The organism is Streptomyces sp. NRRL F-5650 (assembly GCF_000721365.1).
Lineage (GTDB): Bacteria > Actinomycetota > Actinomycetes > Streptomycetales > Streptomycetaceae > Streptomyces > Streptomyces ardesiacus.
On sequence record NZ_JOGV01000003.1, the window covers coordinates 91213 to 112279 of the forward strand.

Genomic DNA, 21067 nt, shown 5'->3' on the forward strand with positions numbered 1-21067 from the left:
GGACGACACGTCCTAGCCGAACTGCTGCTCCAGGTCCTTGAGTTTGCGCTCCAGGGAGTCCAGGCGGGGCAGGGCCTGGGTGTCGTCCTCCGCGGTGAGGTCGACGGTCTCCACGGCCGTGTGCTCAGCGCCGCTCCGCACGGGCTGCAGGGAGGGGCGCCGGCCTGCCGCGGGCAACGGCTCCGGGGTCGATATGGCAGGCTCCGCGGCGGCGCGTTCCGAGCCCCGCTCCACCTGCTGCACCTCGACCTCGACCTGGCGGCCGCCGCGTCCCGGGAAGCCCCGGTGGCCGTGGCCCCGGCTGATCGCCTTCAGCTGTGCCCGCTCCAGCCGCTCCTGCTCGCGCCGCCGCAGCTTCTTCTCCTCCTTCTGCCGCCGGTCCTCGCGCACCTCGTCGACCGCCTCGTCCAGGCTGCGCACGCCCTCCAGGAGCATCAGCGACCAGGCGCGGTAGGTCTCCCGGGGAGCGCGCAGCCAGCGGACCATGCGGATCTGCGGCAGCGGACGCGGCACCAGACCCTGCTCGCGCAGCGCGGCCCGGCGGGTCTGCTTCAGGGCCCGGTCGAACAGCACCGCCGCCGACAGGGACATGCCCGCGAAGAAGTGCGGGGCGCCCGCGTGCCCCAGGCCGCGCGGGGCGTGCACCCAGTTGAACCAGGCCGCGGCGAACGCGAAGGCCCACACGAGTATGCGCGAGCCGAGCGCCGCGTCACCGTGGCTGGCCTCGCGCACCGCGAGGACGGAGCAGAACATCGCCGCGCCGTCGAGGCCGAACGGCACGAGGTACTGCCAGCCGCCGCTCAGGCCGAGGTTCTGCTCGCCGAAGCCGACCAGACCGTGGAAGGAGAGCGCCGCGGCGACCGCGGCACAGCAGAAGAGCAGGACGTAGGAGAAGGTGCCGTAGAGGGCCTCCTTGCGCCTGCGGCGCTCCTCCATCCGCTCCCACGAGTCGTCCGCGCCCGCGTCCTTCCCCGAGGAACGCTTGCCGCGCGCGAGCACCGCCACCGCCGCCAGCATGCCCAGGAGCAGCACGGCGCCCGGAAGCAGCCAGTTCAGCGATATGTCGGTCAGTCTCATCAGGGGTCCCTTGCAGTGGGATAGGGCGTAACGCCCGCCATGGTGGCCCAAACCCGGCGGCCCTCAGGGGGTTTCGGGGCAAGAGGCCGCCAAGGAAGTGCAGAGGGAGTGCCCAGGGCGGCATTCTGCTCGAACTGCCGCGTGAGGGGCGGGAGTTGAGTTCGATTAAGAATACCCGTACGAGTGGTTCCACGGAAAATTCCCGCGACGGGTGGGGGAGTTGTGAAACAACGCGGGTGATCTTAGCCGACGGCTGTTCCGCCCGCCGTGGCGAGCAGCTTCTCGACGCGGTCCGCGTCGCAGGTCCGCGGACAGGTGGCGCAGGTGTCCTCGGGGCGCAGGGTGTAGAACATGCAGCAGCTCGCCCGGTCCCGGGTGTGCAGCGGCGTGCCGTCCGGCCCCTTCAGTTCGCGGAAGGCCGCGTCCCCGACGTAGGGCCTGGTGGCGCCCGGCAGCAGCAGCTCCAGCTCGTGCCGCGCCCGCTCCTGCTCGCCGAGCAGGTGGGCGACGTACCACAGCCCCTCGACGACCTCGTCGGTCGCCATGCCCCACAGGGCGCGTCCGCGCCGCCGCATCCGGGGGCCGAATCCGGCCAGGACCGGCTCCAGGTGCTCGGCGACCGACGCCCGCACCTCGGCGCGCAGCGCCTCCTCGTCGGCGACCACCCGGGCGCCGGGCAGGACGGCGGCCGGATCGCCGGGCAGGCAGGCGAACGAGGCGGCGTGGACGGCCATCCGGCCGAGGGGGAGCCCGGCGGCCGTGCGGTCGTAAGCCACGTGGTGTGCCGGGAGGCGGGGCACCCGGCGGTGCAGGAACCACGGCACGGTGATCAGCAGGCAGGCCGGCCACGCGTAGCGGTGCAGGCCGAAGCTCGCGATCACGTCCGGCCGGGCCCGCTGTCCGTAGTCCCGCAGCACCTGTGCCTCGTCCCAGGTGAGGAACGCCGTCAGCTCCGTCCCGCCGGCGGCGAGCGAGGCGGCCGTGACCCAGCCGCCGCCGTCCGGGACCGCGTCGGCCGCCGCCAGTTCGGTGACGCCCAGCCCGGGCAGGACCTCGGACAGGCGCGCGTAGGCGTCCGTGAAGGCCGTAGGGGCGACAGGCATGCGGCACCACCGATCCGCGTCGGGACAACGGGCTGCTCGAAGGCGAGCAGGTAAGCCTTACCTTATCCAAGTCTTTCGGATTTGAACTGACGGCCCGTGCGCTTAGGGTGCTTGACGGACCGGTGACAACCCGCCTCAATGACCTCAAGTACCGACACGTCCCGCAGGAGGACCCGTGGAGCACAGCGCGCAGGGCGCCGCAAGGACGGGCCCGGCGGCCGGGGCGGTGCGCATCCCGGCCCAGCCCGGGGCGGCGGACGGCACGGCACGCGGCGAGCACACCCACGGCGAACCCCAGATATCGTCCCCGTCCCGGTCTCCGTTCCGCGCCTCCGCGCCCGGTCCGCGGGCCGCCGTCCGGCGTTCCTCCGTGCGCGGGCAGATCCTCGACGCCCTGCGCGCCGCGCTGGTCACCGGCGAGCTGCGGCCCGGCGAGGTCCACTCGGCGCCCGTGCTCGGCGAGCGGTTCGGCGTCTCGGCCACCCCCGTGCGGGAGGCCATGCAGCAGCTCGCCCTGGAGGGCGCCGTCGAGGTCGTCCCCAACCGAGGTTTCCGCGTCGTCGAACGGGGCGACCGCGAACTGGCCGAACTGGCCGAGGTGCGGGCCCTCATCGAGGCCCCGGTGTGGCTCCGCCTGGCCCGTACGGTGCCCGCCGAGCGCTGGGCGGAGCTGCGCCCCCTCGCCGAGGCCACCGTCCGGGCCGCGTCCTCCGGCTGCCCGGTCGCCTACGCCGACGCCGACCGCGCCTTCCACCGCGCGGTGCTCGTGCTGGCCGGCAACGAGCAGCTCGTCCGGATCGCCGGTGACGTGCACCGCCGCGCCCAGTGGCCGCCGGCCGGTGCACCCTCCGTGCGCGGCCGGGCCGATCTGGTCGCCGACGCGCACGAGCACACCGCGCTCCTCGACGCGCTGATCGCCGGTGACCCGGACGTGGTGCGGGTCCTGGTCGGGCAGCACTTCGGCAGCACGCACTGAGAGGGGGCGCCCACTGAGAGGGGGCGCCCCCCGGGGCGGGGGCGCCCGTGGAGCCGGGTCGGGTTCTGCCGGCTCTTCTCGGCTCTTCTCAGCTCCTTTCGACTCCTCTCAGGTCCTCTCTCAGCTCCTCTCGGCCCCTACGGGACCTCCTGCCGTTCCGTGCGGCTCGCGGGCACCTGCTTGCCGGGCTTCCCGGTCTTGCCCGTACCGCGCGCCTCGCCACCCCTGCGGCGCGTGGAGCGGGACCCGGTGCCCCGGTCGTGCAGTTCGATGGCGAGCGGGGAAGCGGTGAAGACCGAGGAGTACGTCCCGACCCCCACGCCGATGAGCAGCGCGAGCGCGAAGTCGGTGAGCGAGTCGTCGGCCAGGACCGCGAGCGAGGCGAGGATGAGCACCGCGCCCATGCCCGTGTTGACCGTGCGGGGCAGGGTCTGCAGGATCGCGTCGTTGGTGAGCCGGGCGAACGGCGTCCTGCGCTCCTTGCCCAGCAGCTCGCGGACCCGGTCGAAGAGGACCACCGAGTCGTTGACCGAGTAGCCGATCACGGTCAGCAGCGCGGCCAGGAACACCCCGTCGATCGGCTTGCCCAGCCAGGCGAACACGCCGACCAGGATGACCACGTCGTGGGCGAGCGCACTGACCGCCGCGGTGCCGAACAGCAGCCGGAACCGGGCGGCGAGGTACAGCAACTGGGCGCCCAGGGCGAGACCCAGGGCGATCAGGGCGTTGCGGCGCAGTTCCTCGCCCAGGCTCGGGCCGATCAGCTCGTCGCGGACCTTCTCCGTCTCGCCGCCCAGTCCGGCGACGGTCTTAGTGACGGTCGCCGCCTCGGTGTCGGTCAGCTCCTCCGTGCGCACGGTGAGGTCGCCCTCGCCGGAGGACTGGACGACGGCGCGCGGGAAGCCCGCGTCGGCGAGGGCGTCCCGGGCCCGTTCGGGATCGACCTGGGTGGCGGTCGAGTACTCGATGAGCCGGCCGCCGGTGAACTCGATGCCGAAGTTCAGACCGCGCACCAGGATGCCGGAGCCCGCCACCACCATGACGATCAGGGAGGCCGCCAGCCAGCGGCGCGGCCGGCTCATCAGGAACGGGTTGCGGCGCAGCAGGGCGTCGCGGACCGGCCCCGTGGTCGAGATGCCGGTGAGAGCGGGGCGGCGGAAGACCGCCGGGCGGCTCGCGGCGAACTCGGCCAGCACCCGGGTGATCACCAGGGCGCTGACCATGGAGGCGAGCACACCGATGCCCAGCGTGACGCCGAAGCCCTTGACCGGGCCGGAGGCCAGGAAGAACAGCAGGGCGGCGGCGATGAGCGTGGTGATGTTGGAGTCGGCGATCGCACTGAACGCGCTGCGGAAACCGGCGGTGAGCGCGGACCGCGTGCTCGGACGGGTCCGGGCCGCCTGTTCCTCGCGGGCCCGTTCGAAGACGAGGACGTTGGCGTCCACCGCCATGCCGATCGCCAGGACGAAACCGGCGAGGCCCGGCAGGGTCAGGGTCGCGCCGACCAGGGCCAGGGCGGCGTAGGAGATCACGCCGTAGCAGAGCAGTGCCACGGTGGCCAGGGCGCCCATCAGCCGGTAGATGACGATGATGAACAGCGCGGTCAGCGCGGTGCCGATGACGGCGGCCCAGGCGCCGGCCGTGATGGCCTCGTCGCCCAGGGTGGCGCCGATGGTGCGCTGCTCGACGGTCTCCACCGGCACGGGCAGGGCGCCGCCCTTGATGAGCAGGGCCAGTTCGCGGGCCTCGGCGTCGTCGAAGGAGCCGGTGATCTGGGTGGAGCCGCCGGTGATGCCCGCCCCGCAGGACACGGAGGGGTCGACCTGCGGCGAGGAGATGATCTTGTTGTCGAGGACGATGGCGACCCGGCGCTGCGGGTCACCGGCCGGGTTGCAGGCCGCCTCGCCGGTCACCCGGGCCCAGCGGTCGCTGCCGGCGTCCTTGAAGTCGACGGTGACGTGCCAGCCCGCGCCGTTCTGCTGGTCGAAGCGGGCGTCGGCGCCCTTGACGTCCTGGCCGGTCAGCGCGGCCGCCTTCAGGCGCAGGGACTGCCCGGACTCGTCCGGCAGCACCCGTTCGCCGTCCTTGGTGTCCTTGGCGTCTTCGGCGTCCTTGCCTGTCTTGCCGTTCTCTGCGGCCGGGTCCTCGGCCGGGCCGAGGACCGAGTGGACGGTGAGCTGCGCGGTGCGGCCGAGGACGTCGGCGGCCTTCTTCGGGTCCTGGACGCCCGGCAGCTCGACGACGACGCGGTTCTCGCCGGAGCGGACGATGGTCGGCTCGGCGACACCGAGGGCGTCGATGCGGCCGCGCAGCACCTCCACCGTGCGGTCGGTGGCCTCGCGGTCGGCCCCGGTGGTCTCGGTGGACTTGGTCTCCAGCACGATCTGGGTGCCGCCGCGCAGGTCGAGACCGAGACGGACCGGCATGGTCAGGGTGATGGCCACGGACGCGGCCATCACGGCGAGCGCGACGAGCGCACGGACGTTCAGGGAACGCGAACGCGAGCGCGAACGGGGGCGGGGGCGGGAAGGGGGACGGGAGCGTTTCAACACGGACCTCCGGCGGGCACGCCGCGGCGGCGGCCGAGCGCGGCCGCGGCGGAAGAAGGGAGAGAAGAAGGGAAAACGTCGGGTGTGGTGTCTCAGATGCCGGAGGAGACGGGTGGCGCCCGGCCGCTGTCGTGGCTCGTACGGCCGGGGGAGACCGGCACCGGCCCGGGCGCCGCCGAGGTGCGGGCCCGGGAGCCGGGGAGCGTGCCCGCGCGGTGCGCGGTGGCGGTCGCGTGCTGGTCCGGTGCCGCCGGACGCCCGGCCGGCTGGTCGTGCCGGGCCCGGGGCTGGGCGGCGCAGACCGGCGTGCAGCCGTCGTCGGCGTGGAGGTCGAGCGCCGGGTGCGGCACGGCCGTCGCGGCGGCCGCCGCCAGGGGACCGTCGGGGCCGACCCGTGCCCCGGCCGCGGGCCACGCCGGGACCAGCGGCAGCAGGACGGTCAGCAGGACGGTGAGCACGGCCCCGAGCCGTCGGCGCATCACCGTCCCCTTTCGTGGCGGATGAGCGGCTGGTGGTGGGTTCTTCCTGGAGGGAAGCCCGGGGCTCCGGCCGGGGAGTGGGCGGCCAGAGCCACGGGCGGTTCAGGGGGCGTCAGGGCTCGATGAGCCCGGCGCGGATGGCGTACCGGGTCAGCTCCAGACGGTCGCGCAGGCCGAGTTTCTGCAGCAGGTTCGCCCGGTGCCGCTGGACGGTCTTGATGCTGATGAAGAGGATCTCGGCGATCTCCTTCGACGAGTGGCCCTCGGCGACGAGCTTGAGGACCTCCTCCTCGCGCGGGGTGAGGATGTGGTCGGAGGTCTCCTCGCCGTGCCGCACCCGGTCGAGGTAGTTGCGGATGAGCGCCGTCACCGCACCCGGGTACAGGAAGGGCTCGTCGCGCATCGCGGCACGGCAGGCGGCGACGAGGTCCCGGTCGGCGACCGACTTGAGCACGTAACCGCAGGCGCCCGACTTCAGCGCCTGGAACAGGTACTGCTCGTTGTCGTGCATCGTCAGCATCAGGATGCGCAGCCCCGGCTTCAGCGCGGCCAGTTCGCGGGCCGCCTGCAGACCGGTGAGGCGGGGCATCGCGATGTCCAGCACCGCGAGGTCCGCCTCGTGGGCCCGCGCCATGTCGATGGCCTCCGCGCCGTCCCCGGCCTCGGCGACCACCTCGAGGTCCGGCTCCCGGTCGAGGATGAGGCGCACCCCGCGGCGCACCAGCGCGTGGTCGTCGGCGAGCAGGATGCGGATCGTCGCCGGGGCGGACCCCTGGGAGGGGCCGTACGCGGAGGCCGCGGAGGTCGCGGATGCCGTGGACGCCCCGGTCGTCGGCGCGGCGGCGGAGCGGCCGGACACGGACGGCTCGGGCAGGGACGGGTCGGACATGGTCTGGGCTACTTCCTGGGAAGGGGTGCGGTGAGCCGGATGCGGGTGCCGACGCCGGGCGCCGACGTGATGTCGAGGGCGGCCCCGACGAGCAGGGCCCGTTCACGCATGCCGCGGATGCCGGCGCCCTCGTGCGCCGCCTCGATGCCGCGGCCGTCGTCGGCGATGGTGAGGGTCACCGCGCCGTCGGCGCCGGACAGGCCCACCTCCAGCCGTTCGGCGTCCGCGTGGCGGGCGGCGTTGGTCAGGCTCTCCTGCGCCACACGGTAGAGGACCAGCTCGGTCTCCTGGTCCAGCACCGGCAGGTCGGCGTCGAAACGGCGCACCACCCGCAGACCGGTGTGGGTGGCGAAGTCGTGCGTGAGCGAGGACAGCGCGCTGACCAGACCGAGGTCGTCCAGGACACCGGGCCGCAGCCGGCGCACCAGGCGGCGTACCTCGTCCAGACACTCCCGGGTGATCTCCTGCGCCTGGTGCAGCTCGTCGCGCAGCGGGTCGTGGGCGTCGTCCGCCGCACGGCCCAGGACCAGCAGGATCGCCGTCATGCTCTGCCCGACCTCGTCGTGCAGCTCCTGGGCGATGCGGCGCCGCTCCGCCTCCTGGGCGAGCAGGACCCGGGCACTGCTCGTGGCCCGCTCGTTCTCCAGACGGTCCAGCATGGCGTTGAACGTGCGGATCAGCTCCGGGACGTCGCCGCCGCCGGAGACCGGCAGCCGCTGGCCGGGACGCAGCAGGTCGACGGTGGTCATCAGCTTGGTGAGCCGCTCCAGCGGTGCCAGCCCCCAGCGCAGCAGCGCGCCGTTGGCCACCAGCATGACGCCCATGCCGACCACGAGGACGACGGCCTCGGTCAGCACGATCGGCACGGAGACGGTCACCGGAGCCCACAGCAGCAGTGCCGTGGCGAAGCCCAGCACCACCGCGTTCAGCCCGAAGATCCGCCAGAACAGGGACACCGGGGGTACGCCTCCTTCAGCGACGTGTCGACTTGGTACGCCTCTACTGTCGGTCATCGCGCACCCTCGGTGGGAGCTGGGCCCAGATAGCGACCGAGCAAGCGACCAGCGTGCTCCTCCCGGGCCCGCCCGGTCGATGGGGCGCGGTCCCCATTTCCGGATCGCGGCATACCCATTCGGGCGCGGGAGCGCACCGTCGAGTGGATCCCGCGTCCCCGCGCAAATGGGTCCTGCGCCCGATGGGTTTCCCCCGGGGGCCCGGCCATGGTTGAGGACGACCGGGTCCGATCGGCCCGGCGCTCGGCATACCCGCAGCACCTTCGAGATCCCGCAGAACTCTCCGAGACCGCGCAGAACCTTCCGAGCACGAGAACCCGCAGAACCTTCCGAGAAAAGGACCTTCACCGTGTCGCTCGACGCCTCCCGCATCGAACCCCGCCCCGAGCGGCTGACCGCTCACGAGGCGCGCCAGCGTCTCGAACACGCCCGCAACACCCGCATGACCCAGCTCCAGGCCCTCGGTGAGAGCGGCCAGGCGGACGACCAGCTCATGTCCGCGCAGCAGGCCGCGATCGAGCGGGTGCTCAAGGAGATCGAAGAGGCCTTCGCCCGGGTCGAGGACGGCACCTACGGCACCTGCCTGGGCTGCGGCAAGCCCGTGCCGGGGGAACGCCTGGAGATCCTTCCCTACACGCGGTACTGCGTCGCCTGCCAGCGCCGCGCCGCGGCCTGACCGCGCCCCTTCCGTTCCGTACTCGTCCCTCCCGCCCTGCCCAAGGGGTGAAGTGGTGAACAACCAGATCATCGACGACCGCGACACGCGCCTGTCGCCCGAGGACCTGACCGCGCTCCGGGACAACCTCCGGGAGCAGCGGCAGTTCCGCGAGGACCAGCTACGGCAGATCGCGGCCGTCCCGTCCCGCACCGAGGAACTGGTCCGGCGGCGGTCCGCCGCGCAGACCGAGGTCCGGGTCAAACTGGCGGCCTCCGCGCGCATGGTCCTGGCCGACGTGGAGGCGGCCCTCGACCGCCTGGCCGAGGGCTGTTACGGCCGTTGCCACCTGTGCCGGCGCGGCATCGACCGCGACCGGCTGATGATCGTGCCCCAGGCCCGCTACTGCGCCCGCTGCCAGCAGGTGCGGGAGGCCGGACGATGACCGTGCTCCGGCGGTCCCGCGCCGCGCTGTTCCGGCACCGGCCCTGGCCGCTGTGCCGGCAGTGCAGCGGCGTCGCCCTCGACATGGGCAGCGCCCGCACCCGCGCCTGGGTCGCCGGGCGCGGCATGATCCTCGACGTGCCGACGGTGACCTTTCCCGGGGCGGGCGCGGTGTACCCGATCCAGCGCGGCTCCATCGTCGACACGCAGGGCACGGCCCGGATGCTCGACCGGCTGCTGGGCCACCGGCTGCCCCGCTTCGCCCGGCCGGTGGTCGTGGTGACCGCGCCGGTGCTGGACGGACTGGCCTACCGGACCGAGGCCCGTACGGCTGTGGAGGTGCTGCGTCCGCGCAGCGTGCTGACCGTGCCCAGTGCGCGGGCGGTGGCCCTCGCGGCGGGCGCCGACCTGTCCCGGCCGCTGCTCGTCATGGACATCGGCGCCCATCTCACCGAGGTGGTGCTCCTCGTCGACGGCGCCGTCTTCGACGCGCGCCGCACGGCGCTGGGCACGGGGGACATCGACGAGGCGACCCCGCCCTCGCGGATCGGGGAGGCGCTGGCCGACATGACGACCTCGATGCTGCGGCAGGACGACACGTCCCTCACCCTGGACGCGCTGGGCCGGGGGCCGCTGCTGGCGGGCGGGGGCGCCCTGCGTCCCGAGATCACCTGCCGGCTCGCCGACCGGCTGCACGTACCGCTGCGCGCGGTACCGGCGCCGCACACGGCCGCGGTGCGCGGCGCCGCGAGACTCCTGGAGGCCGCGCACACCCACCCGTCCCCCACGGGCACGGACCCACCGGAGGGCCATCCGCACTGAGCCGGGCCCGGCACCCCGCCGATCCGGCCGGGGGCGGGGACACCGCTCGTCCCCGCCCGCCCGCACGGGACCGGTACCGCCGCCGATGCGCCCGGTGCACCCGACGCGTCCGACTCTCCGACGTCGGCCGGTCCCGGGCGGAGGGGCGCCGCTCGTTCCGTCCGCCGTGCGCCGCCCGGTGCTGCTGTCGGTGCGCCCGGTGGGGCTGGTCTCCCGTGCCGGCCGACCTCGGGGCAGGGGCACCGCTCGCCCCCCCCGGGCCGCGGGTCGGCGCCGGGTGCCCGGCCCTGGACCCGAGCCGGGGCGGGGAGCCGTGGAAGCGGCCGGTTCCGGGCGGAGGGGCGCCGCTCGACCCGTCCGCCCGTACGGGGCCGGTACCGCCGCCGGTGCGCCCGGAGGGGGCCGGTCTCCCGGTGTCGGCCGACCTCGGGGCAGGGGCACCGCTCGCCCCGGCCGCAGGGCCGGTGCCGGGTGTCCCGGCCGGGCACCGTGCCCGCGGCCGGTGCGCCGCGGCGGCGGGGCTTCCCGGTGTCGGCCGGTCCTGGGGGAGGGACACCGCTCGTCCCGCCCCTCCGTGCGGGCCGGTGCCGGGTGCTCCGGCGTCCGGCACGACCGGCGTACGGGAGGGCACCGCTCGTCCGCCGGTCGTCGTACGGCACCGGCGCCGTACGTGCGGATGTATCGGAGGCCCGACATCGACCGCACCCCCGGCCCCCCGTCCCCTCGGTCCCCCCGTCCCTCCGTTCCCCCCCCGTTCCGCTCCCGGAGTTCGGCTCCAGTCCCCCCATTCGCCCCGTCCCCCGCTCGTACGGCCGGCGCCCGCCCCGGCGTCGGCCGTACCCCGCCCCGACGCGCGCGGTTCCGTTCCGGCGGACCGCTTCAGACCGCGCCCTCCCAGGAAGGAGACACCCGTGGCCGGAGAGATTCCTCAGGCCCAGCCACCACCCGCCGTTCCGGACCCCGAGCCCGTGCGGCACCCGTACCTCGTGTTGTGGCGGTGGCGGCGCAACCCGCTGCGGCGGCCCAGCGACCGGCTGCGGGCCTGGATCTCGCTCGGGCTCGTGCTCGCCGTGCTGGTGGCCGCCCCGGCGGCCATGTTCGGGGTCGGCGACAGCGCCTACCGGCACTACCGCGGGACCGCCGAGCACGAGACGCGGACCCGCGAACACCGCCCCGCCGTCCTGACCCACGACGCCCCGCGCCACCCCGAACCGGGGTCGGACGAGGCGAAGAAGACCCGGTACCCGGTGCCGGTCCGCTACACCGGCCCCGACGGGGTGACGACGACCGGGACGACCGAGGTGGAGCCGGGACTCCCGGCGGACAGCACCGTCCTGGTCTGGGTCGACGACGAGGGCCGGATCACCGAGGCACCGCTGACCGCGGAGGAGATCCGCAGCCGCACCATGGGCTGGGCGATCCTCGCCTTCCTGGGTGTCGTCGTCACCGGCCTGGCCGTCCACGCCGCCACAGGTCTCCTGCTGCACCGGCGCAACCTCGCCCAGTGGGACGCGGCCTGGGCCAACACGGCCCCGCGCTGGAGCAGGCTCCCGTGACGCCCGTCCGGGTGCGGTCCCTCAGGCCGTCGCCGCGTCGGCCGCCGGCGGCGCCAACTGCCGTGCCAGCCACGTCGGCACGCCGCCGAGCAGCCGGAACAGCCGTCGCGCCTCCTCCCGCAGCCGGGACGCCTCCGGTTCCGACTCCGCGTCCGCGAGCGACGCCAGCGCGGGCGCCGTACCGACGAGATACCCCAGCTCCTCGCGGATGCGCAGCGACTCGGCGAACCCGTGCCGCGCCTCGGTCAGCTCCCCCTCGCGCAGCGCCAGACCGGCCAGGTGCCGCCAGGTGAAGGACAGCAGCAGCGGCTCGGCGTGCGCCGTCGCCCCGGCGTGTGCGCGCCGGTACGCCGCTCGGGCGGCCTGCGGAGACCTGGCCAGGTTCTCCGCGAGCAGCCCGCGCCGGAAGTCGAGCAGTGCCCGCCCCCTCGCCCCCGGCGCGATCAGGGCCGCCGCCCGGCCCAGCGCCGCCCGCGCCTCGTCGGCCCGGTCGCGTACCCCGTGCACCGTCGCGGCGTACGCGAGTTGACCGCGTTCACAGGCGGCGGCCCCGCGTTCGTCGTCGCTGTGGGCCAGGGCCTCCGCGGTGCGCAACGCGTCCTCGGCCTCGGCCCACCCCTGCTCCGTGTACAGGCACCGCTCCACCAGCAGCGCGGTCCGCTGCAGGGCGGTGTCCGCGGTGACCGGCTCCAGCAGGGACGCCGCGTCGGCCCAGCAGCCGCGCGAGCGCAACCGCCATACCGCGGTCTGGAGCGGATCGTCACCTTCGGTCGTTCCCCAGCCAGAACCAGCCATGGCGGAATGCGCCACGTCGCCCTCCCCTTAGCACGCCATCGAGCTCACGAGTGGTGGCCGCATCTCAGCACGGAACCGGCGGCCCGGCCAAGAGGATGGGTGAAAGATTTCACAAAGTCGTGGACTTCGGGCCGTCGAGGTTTGGGAGCGCGCGGGACCCTTCCGCGGCCTGCGCGCGCCCCGGGCCTCAGCTCATCCGCAGGGCCAGGAAGAAATCGAGCTTGTCCTCGAGCCGCGACAGGTCACGCCCCGTCAACTGCTCGATCCGCCCGACGCGGTAGCGCAACGTGTTGACGTGCAGGTGCAGCCGGTTCGCGCAGCGCGTCCACGAGCCGTCGCTGTCGAGGAACGCCTCCAGCGTCGGGATCAGCTCGGCGCGGTGACGGCGGTCGTAGTCCCGCAGCGGGTCGAGCAGCCGGGCGGTGAAGGCGCGGCGCACGTCGTCGGGGACGAAGGGGAGCAGCAGCACGTGCGAGGCCAGCTCCTGGTGGCCGGCCGCGCAGACCCGGCCGGGGCGCGCCGCGGCGACCCGGCGCGCGTGCCGGGCCTCCTCCAGCGCCCCGCGCAGCCCCTCCGCCGAGTGCACGGCCGCACTGACCCCGAGCGTGACCCGCCCGTCGCCGTCGAGACCGGCCGACAGCGGCTCCCGTACGGCCTCCAGCAGGGCCTCCGCCAGGACGCCGGCCTCGGAGCCGTCGTGCTCGGTGGAGACCGCCGGCAGCGGTACGAGGGCGACCGCCTCCTCGCCGGTGTGCGCCACGGCGATGCGGTCCGACTGCTCGGGGCCGGTGGCGTGCGGGTCGACGAGGATCTCCTCCAGCAGCGTCTGCGCGATGCGGCCGGTCTGTCCGTCGCCGTCCGCCCACTCCACCCGGGCCACCACGACCTGCCAGTGCGGTGCCGCGCCGAGGCCCGGCAGCAGCACCGGCGCCGCCACCCGGAGCCGGGCCGCGATCTCGGCGGGGGCGGCGCCCGTCTGCACCAGCTCCAGGACCTCCTGGGCCAGCCGCCGCCGCACCGTGCGTGCCGCGTCCCGCCGGTCCCGCTCGACCGCGATGAGCTGCGTGACGCCGTACAGCAGGTCGAGCCGCTCCTCGGCCCAGTCACCGGCGTCCGCCTCCACCACCAGCAGCCAGTCGGTCAGCGCCGTCTCGCGCACCTCCCGGTCCGCCGCGGCACCCTGCGCGACACGGGCCCCCGCGGCCGTCGTCACCGGCCGGCCCCGCCCGCGCACCGGGAAGAGGCTGTACGTCGTGGAGCCCACCGGGACCCGGTGCGGCACGCGGCGGCCCGATCGGGTGGCGGCGAGGTGCTCCGCCGCGAGCTTGGCGCACACCTCGGCCGGGAGCGCGGGCTCCGCGTCCTTCGGACCGGCGACCTGCCGTCCGGTGGGGGAGAGCACCCAGGCCCGCAGGTCGAGGTCGGAGCCGAGCAGGTCCAGGACAACGTCGGGGCCGCCGCCCGCCGGTCCCGAGGTCATCATCCGGCGGTGCCGGTCCACCACGGCCGCGAGGTCCCCGGCCCGCTCGCCGGAGACCTGGCGCACCACGTGCTCGGTGATCGTCGCGAAGGCCACCGACTCGTGCACCGCGAACAGCGGCAGCCGGTGCCGCGCGCACGCCACCACCAGGTCCTCCGGCACGTCCCCCAGTTCCGCCTCACCGGCGGCCAGCGCGGTCACCTGGGCCTGCACCAGGATGCGGACGAAAGGTTCCGAGTCGGCGGCGTCGCGGCGCCACGCCAGGCCGGTGAGCACCAGCTCGCCGCCCGAGAGGTAGCGGCTGGGGTCCCGCAGGTCGGTGGTCATCACACCGCGGACCGTGCGGTCCAGCTCGTCCTCGCCGCCGAGCAGCTTGAGGCCCAGCGCGTCGGTGTCCAGCAGTGCGCGCAGCCGCATTCTCGTCGCCGCCGTTCTTTGTCTCGAAGTGTTCCAGGTCACGCGGCTGTGTCGCCCGATTCCAGAGGAGAACAGGGAGGCGATTGAGCACCTCCGTTCATACGAATCTACAAGATGCCCGCCCTGGCCAGCCAACTCCTTCATGGTTTCTGCGACTGACCCCGGTGGAGCGCACGACGGTCTACTGAGGCCGTCGTCGTTCCGCACGAACAGAACCCGACGCTTCGTCGCCGACCGCCCGCCCGGAGTCTCCGTTGAGGTACCGCACCAGCTCCACAGGCCCGAACGGCCCGCCCTGCGGCCGGAAGGCGGCTGTCCGGGAGGCGACGAACGAAGACCCTCCGGGCGGCGCACGGAACGTCACACACTCCGCGCCGCCCGGAGCACCGGCCGGGTACCGCTCCGCTCGCGGTACGTGAACGCCAGCACCACCGGCACCACTGGCACCACCGGCACACCGGCTCCACCGGCACACCGGCCGATCGGCATTACCGGTACCACCAGAAGCACCAGTACCACCACACACATGCGTTCGTCTCGGGCCGTCCCCCGGGTCGTGCATATCCCAAATCCCGCGGCCGCCCCGGCGGCCGGCCGGGTGCACCTATGAACCTTGGGAGACGGCCCCATGACCCAGCAGTCAGTGGAGCCCGAGATCACCGCCGAAGACGCGGGCGCGGGTTCCCGCGTTCCCGGCGGACGGTCCTGGCTCGACCGGTACTTTCACATATCCCACCGGGGATCCACGGTCGCGCGTGAGGTGCGCGGCGGCATCACCACCTTCATGGCGATGGCGTACATCGTCCTCCTCAACCCCGTGATCCTGTCCGGCAAGGACGCGGCGGGGGACACTCTGGGCCAGAAGGCCCTGATCACCGCGACGGCGCTCGCCGCGGCGGTCACCACGCTCCTGATGGGCTTCGTCGGCAAGGTGCCGCTCGCCCTGGCCGCCGGGCTCTCCGTCTCCGGGGTGATCGCCGGGCAGGTCGTCCCGCAGATGACCTGGCCGCAGGCGATGGGCATGTGCGTGATGTACGGCGTGGTGATCATGCTGCTCGTGGTCACCGGGCTGCGCGAGATGATCATGAACGCGATCCCGCTCGCCCTCAAGCACGGCATCACCATGGGCATCGGCCTGTTCATCGCCATCATCGGCCTGGTCAAGGGCGGCTTCGTCCACCCGGGCGAGGCGACCCCGCTCACCCTCGGCCCGGCCGGGGAACTCGCCGGCTGGCCCGTCCTGCTCTTCGCGGGCACCCTGCTGCTGATCTTCATGCTCCAGGCCCGCAACCTGCCCGGCGCCATCCTGATCGGCATCGTCACCGGCACGATCGTGGCGGCGATCCTGAACGCCACCGGGGTCATCGACCCCGAGCAGTGGGCCAACGGCGCCCCCGAGCTGCACGGCAGCGCGGTCTCCATGCCGGACTTCTCGCTCTTCGGCAGCCTGGAGTTCGGCGGCTGGGGCGAGGTCGGCGCGATGACCGTCGGCATGATCGTCTTCACACTCGTGCTCGCCGGGTTCTTCGACGCGATGGCCACCATCATCGGCGTCGGCACCGAGGCGAAGCTCGCCGACGACAAGGGCCGGATGCCGGGCCTGTCGAAGGCGCTGTTCATCGACGGCGCCGGCGGTGCCATCGGCGGTGTGGCGGGCGGCTCCGGCCAGACCGTCTTCGTCGAGTCCGCGACCGGCGTCGGCGAGGGGGCGCGCACCGGGCTCTCCTCGGTCGTCACCGGCCTGTTCTTCGCGGCCTGTCTCTTCTTCACGCCGATCACCGCGATCGTGCCCCAGGAGGTCGCCTCGGCCGCCCTGGTGGTCATCGGCGCGATGATGATGATGAACGCCCGGCACGTGGACTGGGCCGACCGGGCCACCGCGATCCCGGTCTTCCTGACCGTCGTCCTGATGCCGTTCACGTACTCCATCACGGCCGGTGTCGCCGCCGGCGTCATCTCCTACGTCGCCATCAAGGTCGCGCAGGGCAAGGCCAGGGAGATCGGCGCGTTCATGTGGGGGCTGACGGTGATCTTCGTCGTCTACTTCGCGCTCAACCCGATCGAGAGCTGGATGGGCGTGCACTAGCCGCCCCGCCGGGAACCCTTCACGTACCCCGCGTGCGGAGGAGGACCGGAACATGCTGGACATCGCCGAAGAGCTGCACCGGTGGACCGAGCAGGGCCGCGACTTCGCCCTGGCCACCGTGGTGGCCGTCGGCGGCAGCGCGCCCCGGCCGGCCGGCGCCGCCCTCGCGGTGGACGCCGACGGCACGGTGGTCGGTTCGGTCTCCGGCGGGTGCGTGGAGGCGGCCGTGTACGAGCTGTGCCGGCAGGCGCTCCAGGACGGCGAGACCGTCCTGGAGCGCTTCGGGTACAGCGACGAGGACGCCTTCGCGGCCGGTCTGACCTGCGGCGGGGTCATCGACGTCCTGGTCTCCCCGGTAGTGGCTGCGGCCCCCGCCCGCCCGGCCCTGGCCGCGGTCCTCGCCGCCGCCGTGCGCGGGGAGACGGCGGCGGTGGCACGGATCGTGGGCGGCCCGGCGGAACTGCTGGGCCGCGCACTGGCCGTCCGGGCGGACGGCTCCCGCACCGGCGGCCTCGGCGGCGGGCCCGAGCTGGACCGCAGCGCGGCCGCCGGGGCGAGGGCCTTCCTGGACGCCGGCCGCACCGGCACGCTGCGGATCGGCGAGCGGGGCTCGCGCCGCGGAGCACCGCTCACCCTGCTGATCGAGTCCGCCGTCCCCGCACCCCGCATGATCGTCTTCGGCGCGATCGACTTCGCCTCGGCGCTGGCGCGGGCCGGCAGGTTCCTCGGCTACCACGTGACGGTGTGCGACGCGCGCCCCGTCTTCGTCACCCGGGACCGCTTCCCGGACGCGGACGAGATCGTCGCCGAGTGGCCCCACGAGTACCTCGCACGCACCGCCGTCGACGCCCGTACGGTGCTGTGCGTCCTGACCCACGACGCCAAGTTCGACATCCCCCTGCTCCGGCTGGCGCTGCGCCTCCCGGTGGCGTACGTCGGCGCGATGGGCTCCCGCCGCACCCACCTGGACCGCGAGGCCCGTCTGCGCGAGGCCGGCGTGGGCGACCTGGAGCTGTCCCGCCTCAGGTCACCGATCGGCCTCGACCTCGGCGCCCGCACCCCCGAGGAGACGGCCCTGTCCATCGCCGCCGAGATCGTCGCGACGCGCCGCGGCGGCACGGGCACCCCTCTGACCGGCGCCCGCACCCCCATCCACCACGACGTCCCGGCGGCAGCGGCGGGGCGCGGGGGAGCGGTGGCGTAGGACCGTTTCCCCGCGCGCCCGGGGGGCCGGCGGCTCCGCCGCGCGGGTCTCAGCCCCGGCCGGGGGCCCTCCGCTCCAGGGACACCTGCGCCACCACCGGCCGGTGGTCCGAGGCGGTGGGCTCCCGGGGAACCACGACGTCGTGCACGCGTACGCCCTCGCCCACGGCCACGTAGTCGATCCGCTTCGCGGGCGCCTCGGCCGGATACGTGTCCGGGGACCCGGCCCCGGCGTCGCGCAGTTCCTTCCACAGCGGGGCCAGCTCGGGCGCCGAGGGCCCGGCGTTGAAGTCGCCCAGCAGGAACTGGCGGGCGCCGGGCAGCTCCGCCCGCTCGCGGGCCATGATCCGCCGGGTGTCGGCGACCTGGGCCTCGCGCACCGCCGGGTCCGCCCGGTAGTCGAGGTGGGTCACGAACACCTGCACCGGCACGCCGCGCACCTTGAGCGTCACCTCGCCGAACCCGGGCGCGGGGGCCGGCACCGGGTTCTCGTCCTGCGTGGAGAGCCGGGTGATCTCGTGGTTGGCGGCGGAGCGGACCGGGAAGCGGGACAGCACCGCCACGCCGTACTCGCGCCGGGGTTCGCCGGCCGTCACCGGGTCGAGGCTGTAGATCGGCGCGAACGAGACCCGCATGCCGAGCCGCCGCGCCAGCTCCCCGGCCACGTCGAGCCCCTGGCTGCGGGCCCCCCAGTGCACGTCGACCTCCTGGAGACCGATCACGTCCGCGTCGAGGGCGCGCAGTACCGCCGCCTGCCGGTCGAGGTCGAAGACGCCGTCCGAACCCGCCCCGGCGTGGATGTTGTAGGTGGCGACGCGCAGCGGGACCGGGCGGCCCCGGTCGGCGGCCCAGGCGGGCGGTGCCGCCACGGCCGCGGTCAACAGGGCTCCGGCGAGGGACAGTTGGATGAGAGTGCGTGCTCTGGGAGACATGCCGGCACGGTACGCGGGATACGGGGGCCGCGAGGCGTGTGGCGCGTTCTCGTCCGTGTCCCGCACCCGGTGCGCAACCGTCGTTCACGGGTGCCGCAGCAGGTGGTCGACCGTGCGACCGAAGACGAGGCGCCCCGAGCGGACGAGGACGCCGTCGAGGAGGGAGGGGAGGAGCGGGACGTCCAGCTCCTCGCGCCATCCGACCCGCGCCCCGCCGCCGGGTGCGGAGCGGACGTCGAGCTCCGCCCAGCCCCGGACCACCCGGCCGCGCTTGTCCATCCGGCACCGGCCGGGCGTGTCCTCGTCCGGCGGCTGCCAGACGGTCACCTCCATCGGGTCGTCGAAGGCGAACGGTCCGGCACCCGTGCGGGCCACGACCAGCGTGCCCCGGCGGGTGGGGCCGGGCGGGGCGGCGGCGACCCGGGTCAGCGGCACGGTGTCCCCGTGCCGCTCCCAGCGGGTGAGCCGGCGCCAGGCCTCGTCCGGGGCGAGCGGGACGGTGCGGTGGAGCGAGAAGGTGGCCACGGGGTGATCGTGGCACGCCGGACGGCGCCCCGACGGCGGGTCACGGCCCGGCGGGACCGTTCGGATCACGCCGGGGCACGGGTCCGGCGAACGAGACCCCTACCGGTAGACCTTGCCCGGCTCGGCCTTGCCGGGGGCCAGTAGCTGGGGGACCGTCACGAAGACGTAGCCGCGCTTCTTGAGCGCGTCGATGATGCCGGGCACGGCGGGCACCGTGCCGTCGTAGATGTCGTGCAGCAGGATGATGCCGTCCCGCGAGGACTGGTCCAGGACGCGTTCGGTGATCAGGTCGGAGTCGTCGGTCTGGTAGTCCTTGGCGGTCACGCTCCACAGCACCTCCGACAGGCCCAGCTCGCGGCAGATGTCGTGCACCGTGTCGTCGGTGCGGCCCTGCGGCGGGCGCATCAGGGTGGGGCGCTTGCCGGTCAGGCGCTCTATCTCCTTGTTCGGGCGCTCCAGCTCCTCGCGTATCTCGTCCGGCTTCGCGTCGGTGAGGATCTTGTGCGTCCAGGTGTGGCTGGCCACCTCGTGGCCCTCGTCGGCCATGCGCCTGACAAGCTCGGGATACGTGTCGATGTGGCGCTTGCCGAGCAGGAAGAAGGTCGCCGGGACGTGCTTCTCCTTGAGTATGTCGAGCAGCCGGGGGGAGTTCTCGCTCGGCCCGGCGTCGAAGGTCAGCGCGATGCACTTGGCGTGCGCGCAGTCGACGGTGCCGAGACTGCCCGCACGTGCCTGCTCAGTGCCGGCGGCGTTGCGGACGGAGCTGGGCGAGGTGGTCTCCAGCTTCGTGCAGCCGCTGAGTGCGAGGGTCAGCGAGGCCGCGGCGGCGAAAGTCGCGAGTACGCGGAACCTGGTCCCCGTTTTTGTCATCTTCCTGGTCAGCGAAGGCATGCGGGGACTATACGCTGCATGTATATATCCGGTTCATAGCACCCCCTCGAACCGGTGTTCGGGGTAGGGATGGTAGGCGCGGGGTTACTCAGCCGGCACGCACGTGACGGCGAGAGTGAGGAGGACCCCGTGAGCGAGACCACCGCGGACGGACGCGTCTGGCGCCGGGCCCTGGTGACCGGCGGAGCCGGGTTCGTGGGCTCCCACCTGTGCGGCCGGCTGCTCGACGCCGGCACCGACGTCGTGTGCCTCGACAACCTGGCCACCGGCTCCCGTGCCAACGTGGCCGACCTGGAGCGGCGGCGCGGATTCCGGTTCGTCCGGGCCGACGCGACCGACCCGGTGGCCCTGCGCGGCCTGCCCGGCCGGTTCGACCTCGTCCTGCACTTCGCCTGCCCCGCCTCGCCCGCCGACTACCTCCGGCTGCCCCTGGAGACGCTCGACGTCGGCAGCACCGGCACCCGCAACGCCCTGGAACGCGCCCACGCCGACGGCGCCCGCTTCCTGCTCGCCTCCACCTCCGAGGTCTACGGCGACCCGCTGGAGCACCCCCAGCGCGAGACGTACTGGGGCAACGTCAACCCGGTCGGCCCGCGCAGTGTCTACGACGAGTCCAAGCGCTTCGCCGAGGCCCTGGTCACCGCGCACCGCCAGGTGCACGGCACCGACGCCGCCATCGTCCGCATCTTCAACACCTACGGCCCCCGCATGCGCACCGGCGACGGCCGGGCCGTACCCACCTTCATCGCGCAGGCGCTGGACGGCATGCCGCTCACCGTCGCGGGCGACGGCGGCCAGACCCGCTCCCTGTGCTACGTCGACGACACCGTCGCCGGCGTCCTGGCCCTCGCCGCGTCCCGGGAGAACGGGCCGATGAACATCGGCGGCGCCGACGAGATCACCATGCTGGAGCTGGCCCGCCGGGTCGTCGAACTCACCGGCTCCGGCTCCCGCATCCGCTTCGTCGAACGCCCCGTCGACGATCCCGGCCGGCGCCGGCCGGACACCGCCCTCGCCCGTGAGCGGCTGGGCTGGCGGCCGCGCGTGAGCTGGGACGAGGGGCTTCAGCGGACCATCGGCTGGTTCGCGCACGCCGTCGCCGCCTGACGCGGGCCCCGAACGGTCACGTACGGTGACATATCCGCTTTTCTCCGGAAGTGACCTGTCTCCAAGTG

At 74.0% G+C, this 21067-nt stretch carries 19 protein-coding genes; 8 read left to right on the forward strand and 11 right to left on the reverse strand.

Translation table 11 applies throughout. The annotated features are described in order from the left end of the window. Positions 1–12: 12 nt before the first annotated feature. Together IG88_RS0104885 and IG88_RS0104890 are read right to left on the reverse strand one after the other, a co-directional pair. Complete coding sequence (locus IG88_RS0104885; protein WP_031035348.1) at positions 13–1077, reverse strand: DUF2637 domain-containing protein; 1065 nt, start codon at positions 1075–1077, stop codon at positions 13–15. 242 nt (positions 1078–1319) lie between these two features. Then, positions 1320–2180 carry a (2Fe-2S)-binding protein gene (locus tag IG88_RS0104890; RefSeq protein WP_031035351.1) on the reverse strand — a complete coding sequence of 287 codons (861 nt, stop codon included), beginning with the start codon at positions 2178–2180 and terminating at the stop codon, positions 1320–1322. Between the two features lie 175 nt (positions 2181–2355). Here IG88_RS0104890 and IG88_RS0104895 point away from each other — a divergent pair, with 175 nt between their 5' ends. Beyond that, positions 2356–3156, forward strand: a complete 801-nt coding sequence (locus IG88_RS0104895; protein ID WP_031035353.1) for a GntR family transcriptional regulator — start codon at positions 2356–2358, stop codon at positions 3154–3156. A 137-nt stretch (positions 3157–3293) separates the two neighbouring features. Here IG88_RS0104895 and secD read toward each other — a convergent pair whose 3' ends face one another. The 4 genes from secD to IG88_RS0104915 form a co-directional block, all read right to left on the reverse strand. Beyond that, on the reverse strand, positions 3294–5705 hold the full coding sequence (gene secD, locus IG88_RS0104900) for a protein translocase subunit SecD (RefSeq protein WP_031035356.1): 2412 nt from the start codon (positions 5703–5705) through the stop codon (positions 3294–3296). Between the two features lie 92 nt (positions 5706–5797). Continuing rightward, the gene (locus IG88_RS0104905; protein WP_031035357.1) at positions 5798–6184 is read right to left on the reverse strand and encodes a hypothetical protein; all 387 of its coding nucleotides are present in this window, start codon (positions 6182–6184) and stop codon (positions 5798–5800) included. Between the two features lie 112 nt (positions 6185–6296). Then, positions 6297–7073: a response regulator gene (locus IG88_RS0104910; RefSeq protein ID WP_031035359.1), complete on the reverse strand. Its 777-nt coding sequence runs from the start codon at positions 7071–7073 to the stop codon at positions 6297–6299. 8 nt (positions 7074–7081) lie between these two features. Beyond that, on the reverse strand, positions 7082–8029 hold the full coding sequence (locus IG88_RS0104915; RefSeq protein ID WP_031035363.1) for a HAMP domain-containing sensor histidine kinase: 948 nt from the start codon (positions 8027–8029) through the stop codon (positions 7082–7084). 406 nt (positions 8030–8435) lie between these two features. Here IG88_RS0104915 and IG88_RS0104920 point away from each other — a divergent pair, with 406 nt between their 5' ends. From IG88_RS0104920 to IG88_RS0104935, 4 genes are all read left to right on the forward strand, one after another. Next, the gene (locus IG88_RS0104920; protein WP_031035365.1) at positions 8436–8762 is read left to right on the forward strand and encodes a TraR/DksA C4-type zinc finger protein; all 327 of its coding nucleotides are present in this window, start codon (positions 8436–8438) and stop codon (positions 8760–8762) included. A 52-nt stretch (positions 8763–8814) separates the two neighbouring features. Beyond that, complete coding sequence (locus IG88_RS0104925; RefSeq protein ID WP_031035367.1) at positions 8815–9186, forward strand: TraR/DksA family transcriptional regulator; 372 nt, start codon at positions 8815–8817, stop codon at positions 9184–9186. After that, a complete protein-coding gene (locus IG88_RS0104930; protein ID WP_031035369.1) occupies positions 9183–10007 on the forward strand; it encodes a rod shape-determining protein in 825 nt (274 codons plus the stop codon). Before IG88_RS0104925 ends, IG88_RS0104930 begins: the two co-directional genes overlap by 4 nt. Positions 10008–10918: 911 nt before the next feature. Then, the gene (locus IG88_RS0104935) at positions 10919–11563 is read left to right on the forward strand and encodes a hypothetical protein (protein ID WP_031035371.1); all 645 of its coding nucleotides are present in this window, start codon (positions 10919–10921) and stop codon (positions 11561–11563) included. A gap of 21 nt (positions 11564–11584) precedes the next feature. On the opposite strand, the gene IG88_RS0104940 is transcribed toward IG88_RS0104935, so the two are convergent. Continuing rightward, positions 11585–12373, reverse strand: a complete 789-nt coding sequence (locus IG88_RS0104940) for a hypothetical protein (RefSeq protein WP_030403381.1) — start codon at positions 12371–12373, stop codon at positions 11585–11587. Between the two features lie 172 nt (positions 12374–12545). Next, positions 12546–14255, reverse strand: a complete 1710-nt coding sequence (locus tag IG88_RS0104945; protein WP_031035373.1) for a PucR family transcriptional regulator — start codon at positions 14253–14255, stop codon at positions 12546–12548. 628 nt (positions 14256–14883) lie between these two features. On the opposite strand from IG88_RS0104945, the gene IG88_RS0104950 reads away from it, so the two are divergent. Both IG88_RS0104950 and IG88_RS0104955 read left to right on the forward strand, forming a co-directional pair. Beyond that, positions 14884–16341 carry an NCS2 family permease gene (locus IG88_RS0104950; protein ID WP_031035375.1) on the forward strand — a complete coding sequence of 486 codons (1458 nt, stop codon included), beginning with the start codon at positions 14884–14886 and terminating at the stop codon, positions 16339–16341. A gap of 52 nt (positions 16342–16393) precedes the next feature. After that, positions 16394–17545 carry an XdhC family protein gene (locus IG88_RS0104955; RefSeq protein ID WP_031035378.1) on the forward strand — a complete coding sequence of 384 codons (1152 nt, stop codon included), beginning with the start codon at positions 16394–16396 and terminating at the stop codon, positions 17543–17545. Positions 17546–17594: 49 nt separating this feature from the next. Here the strand turns inward: IG88_RS0104955 and IG88_RS0104960 are convergent, their stop codons facing one another. From IG88_RS0104960 to IG88_RS0104970, 3 genes are all read right to left on the reverse strand, one after another. Then, entirely contained in the window at positions 17595–18476 is an 882-nt protein-coding gene (locus tag IG88_RS0104960; RefSeq protein ID WP_031035380.1) for an endonuclease/exonuclease/phosphatase family protein, read from the reverse strand. Positions 18477–18560: 84 nt separating this feature from the next. Continuing rightward, positions 18561–19001 (reverse strand): SRPBCC family protein, encoded by a 441-nt coding sequence (locus tag IG88_RS0104965; protein WP_031035382.1) that lies wholly within the window; start codon positions 18999–19001, stop codon positions 18561–18563. Positions 19002–19100: 99 nt separating this feature from the next. After that, positions 19101–19871 (reverse strand): polysaccharide deacetylase family protein, encoded by a 771-nt coding sequence (locus tag IG88_RS0104970; RefSeq protein WP_031035384.1) that lies wholly within the window; start codon positions 19869–19871, stop codon positions 19101–19103. A gap of 150 nt (positions 19872–20021) precedes the next feature. Here IG88_RS0104970 and IG88_RS0104975 point away from each other — a divergent pair, with 150 nt between their 5' ends. After that, entirely contained in the window at positions 20022–20999 is a 978-nt protein-coding gene (locus tag IG88_RS0104975) for an NAD-dependent epimerase/dehydratase family protein (protein WP_031035386.1), read from the forward strand. Positions 21000–21067: the final 68 nt, after the last annotated feature.

Excerpts from the sequence above, each read along its gene's own strand:
- IG88_RS0104885 (WP_031035348.1), bottom strand. The coding sequence starts at position 1,077 with ATGAGACTGACCGACATATCGCTGAACTGGCTGCTTCCGGGCGCCGTG.
- IG88_RS0104890 (WP_031035351.1), bottom strand. The coding sequence starts at position 2,180 with ATGCCTGTCGCCCCTACGGCCTTCACGGACGCCTACGCGCGCCTGTCC.
- IG88_RS0104905 (WP_031035357.1), bottom strand. The coding sequence starts at position 6,184 with ATGCGCCGACGGCTCGGGGCCGTGCTCACCGTCCTGCTGACCGTCCTG.
- IG88_RS0104910 (WP_031035359.1), bottom strand. The coding sequence starts at position 7,073 with ATGTCCGACCCGTCCCTGCCCGAGCCGTCCGTGTCCGGCCGCTCCGCC.
- IG88_RS0104930 (WP_031035369.1), top strand. The coding sequence starts at position 9,183 with ATGACCGTGCTCCGGCGGTCCCGCGCCGCGCTGTTCCGGCACCGGCCC.
- IG88_RS0104945 (WP_031035373.1), bottom strand. The coding sequence starts at position 14,255 with ATGCGGCTGCGCGCACTGCTGGACACCGACGCGCTGGGCCTCAAGCTG.
- IG88_RS0104950 (WP_031035375.1), top strand. The coding sequence starts at position 14,884 with ATGACCCAGCAGTCAGTGGAGCCCGAGATCACCGCCGAAGACGCGGGC.
- IG88_RS0104955 (WP_031035378.1), top strand. The coding sequence starts at position 16,394 with ATGCTGGACATCGCCGAAGAGCTGCACCGGTGGACCGAGCAGGGCCGC.
- IG88_RS0104960 (WP_031035380.1), bottom strand. The coding sequence starts at position 18,476 with ATGTCTCCCAGAGCACGCACTCTCATCCAACTGTCCCTCGCCGGAGCC.
- IG88_RS0104970 (WP_031035384.1), bottom strand. The coding sequence starts at position 19,871 with ATGACAAAAACGGGGACCAGGTTCCGCGTACTCGCGACTTTCGCCGCC.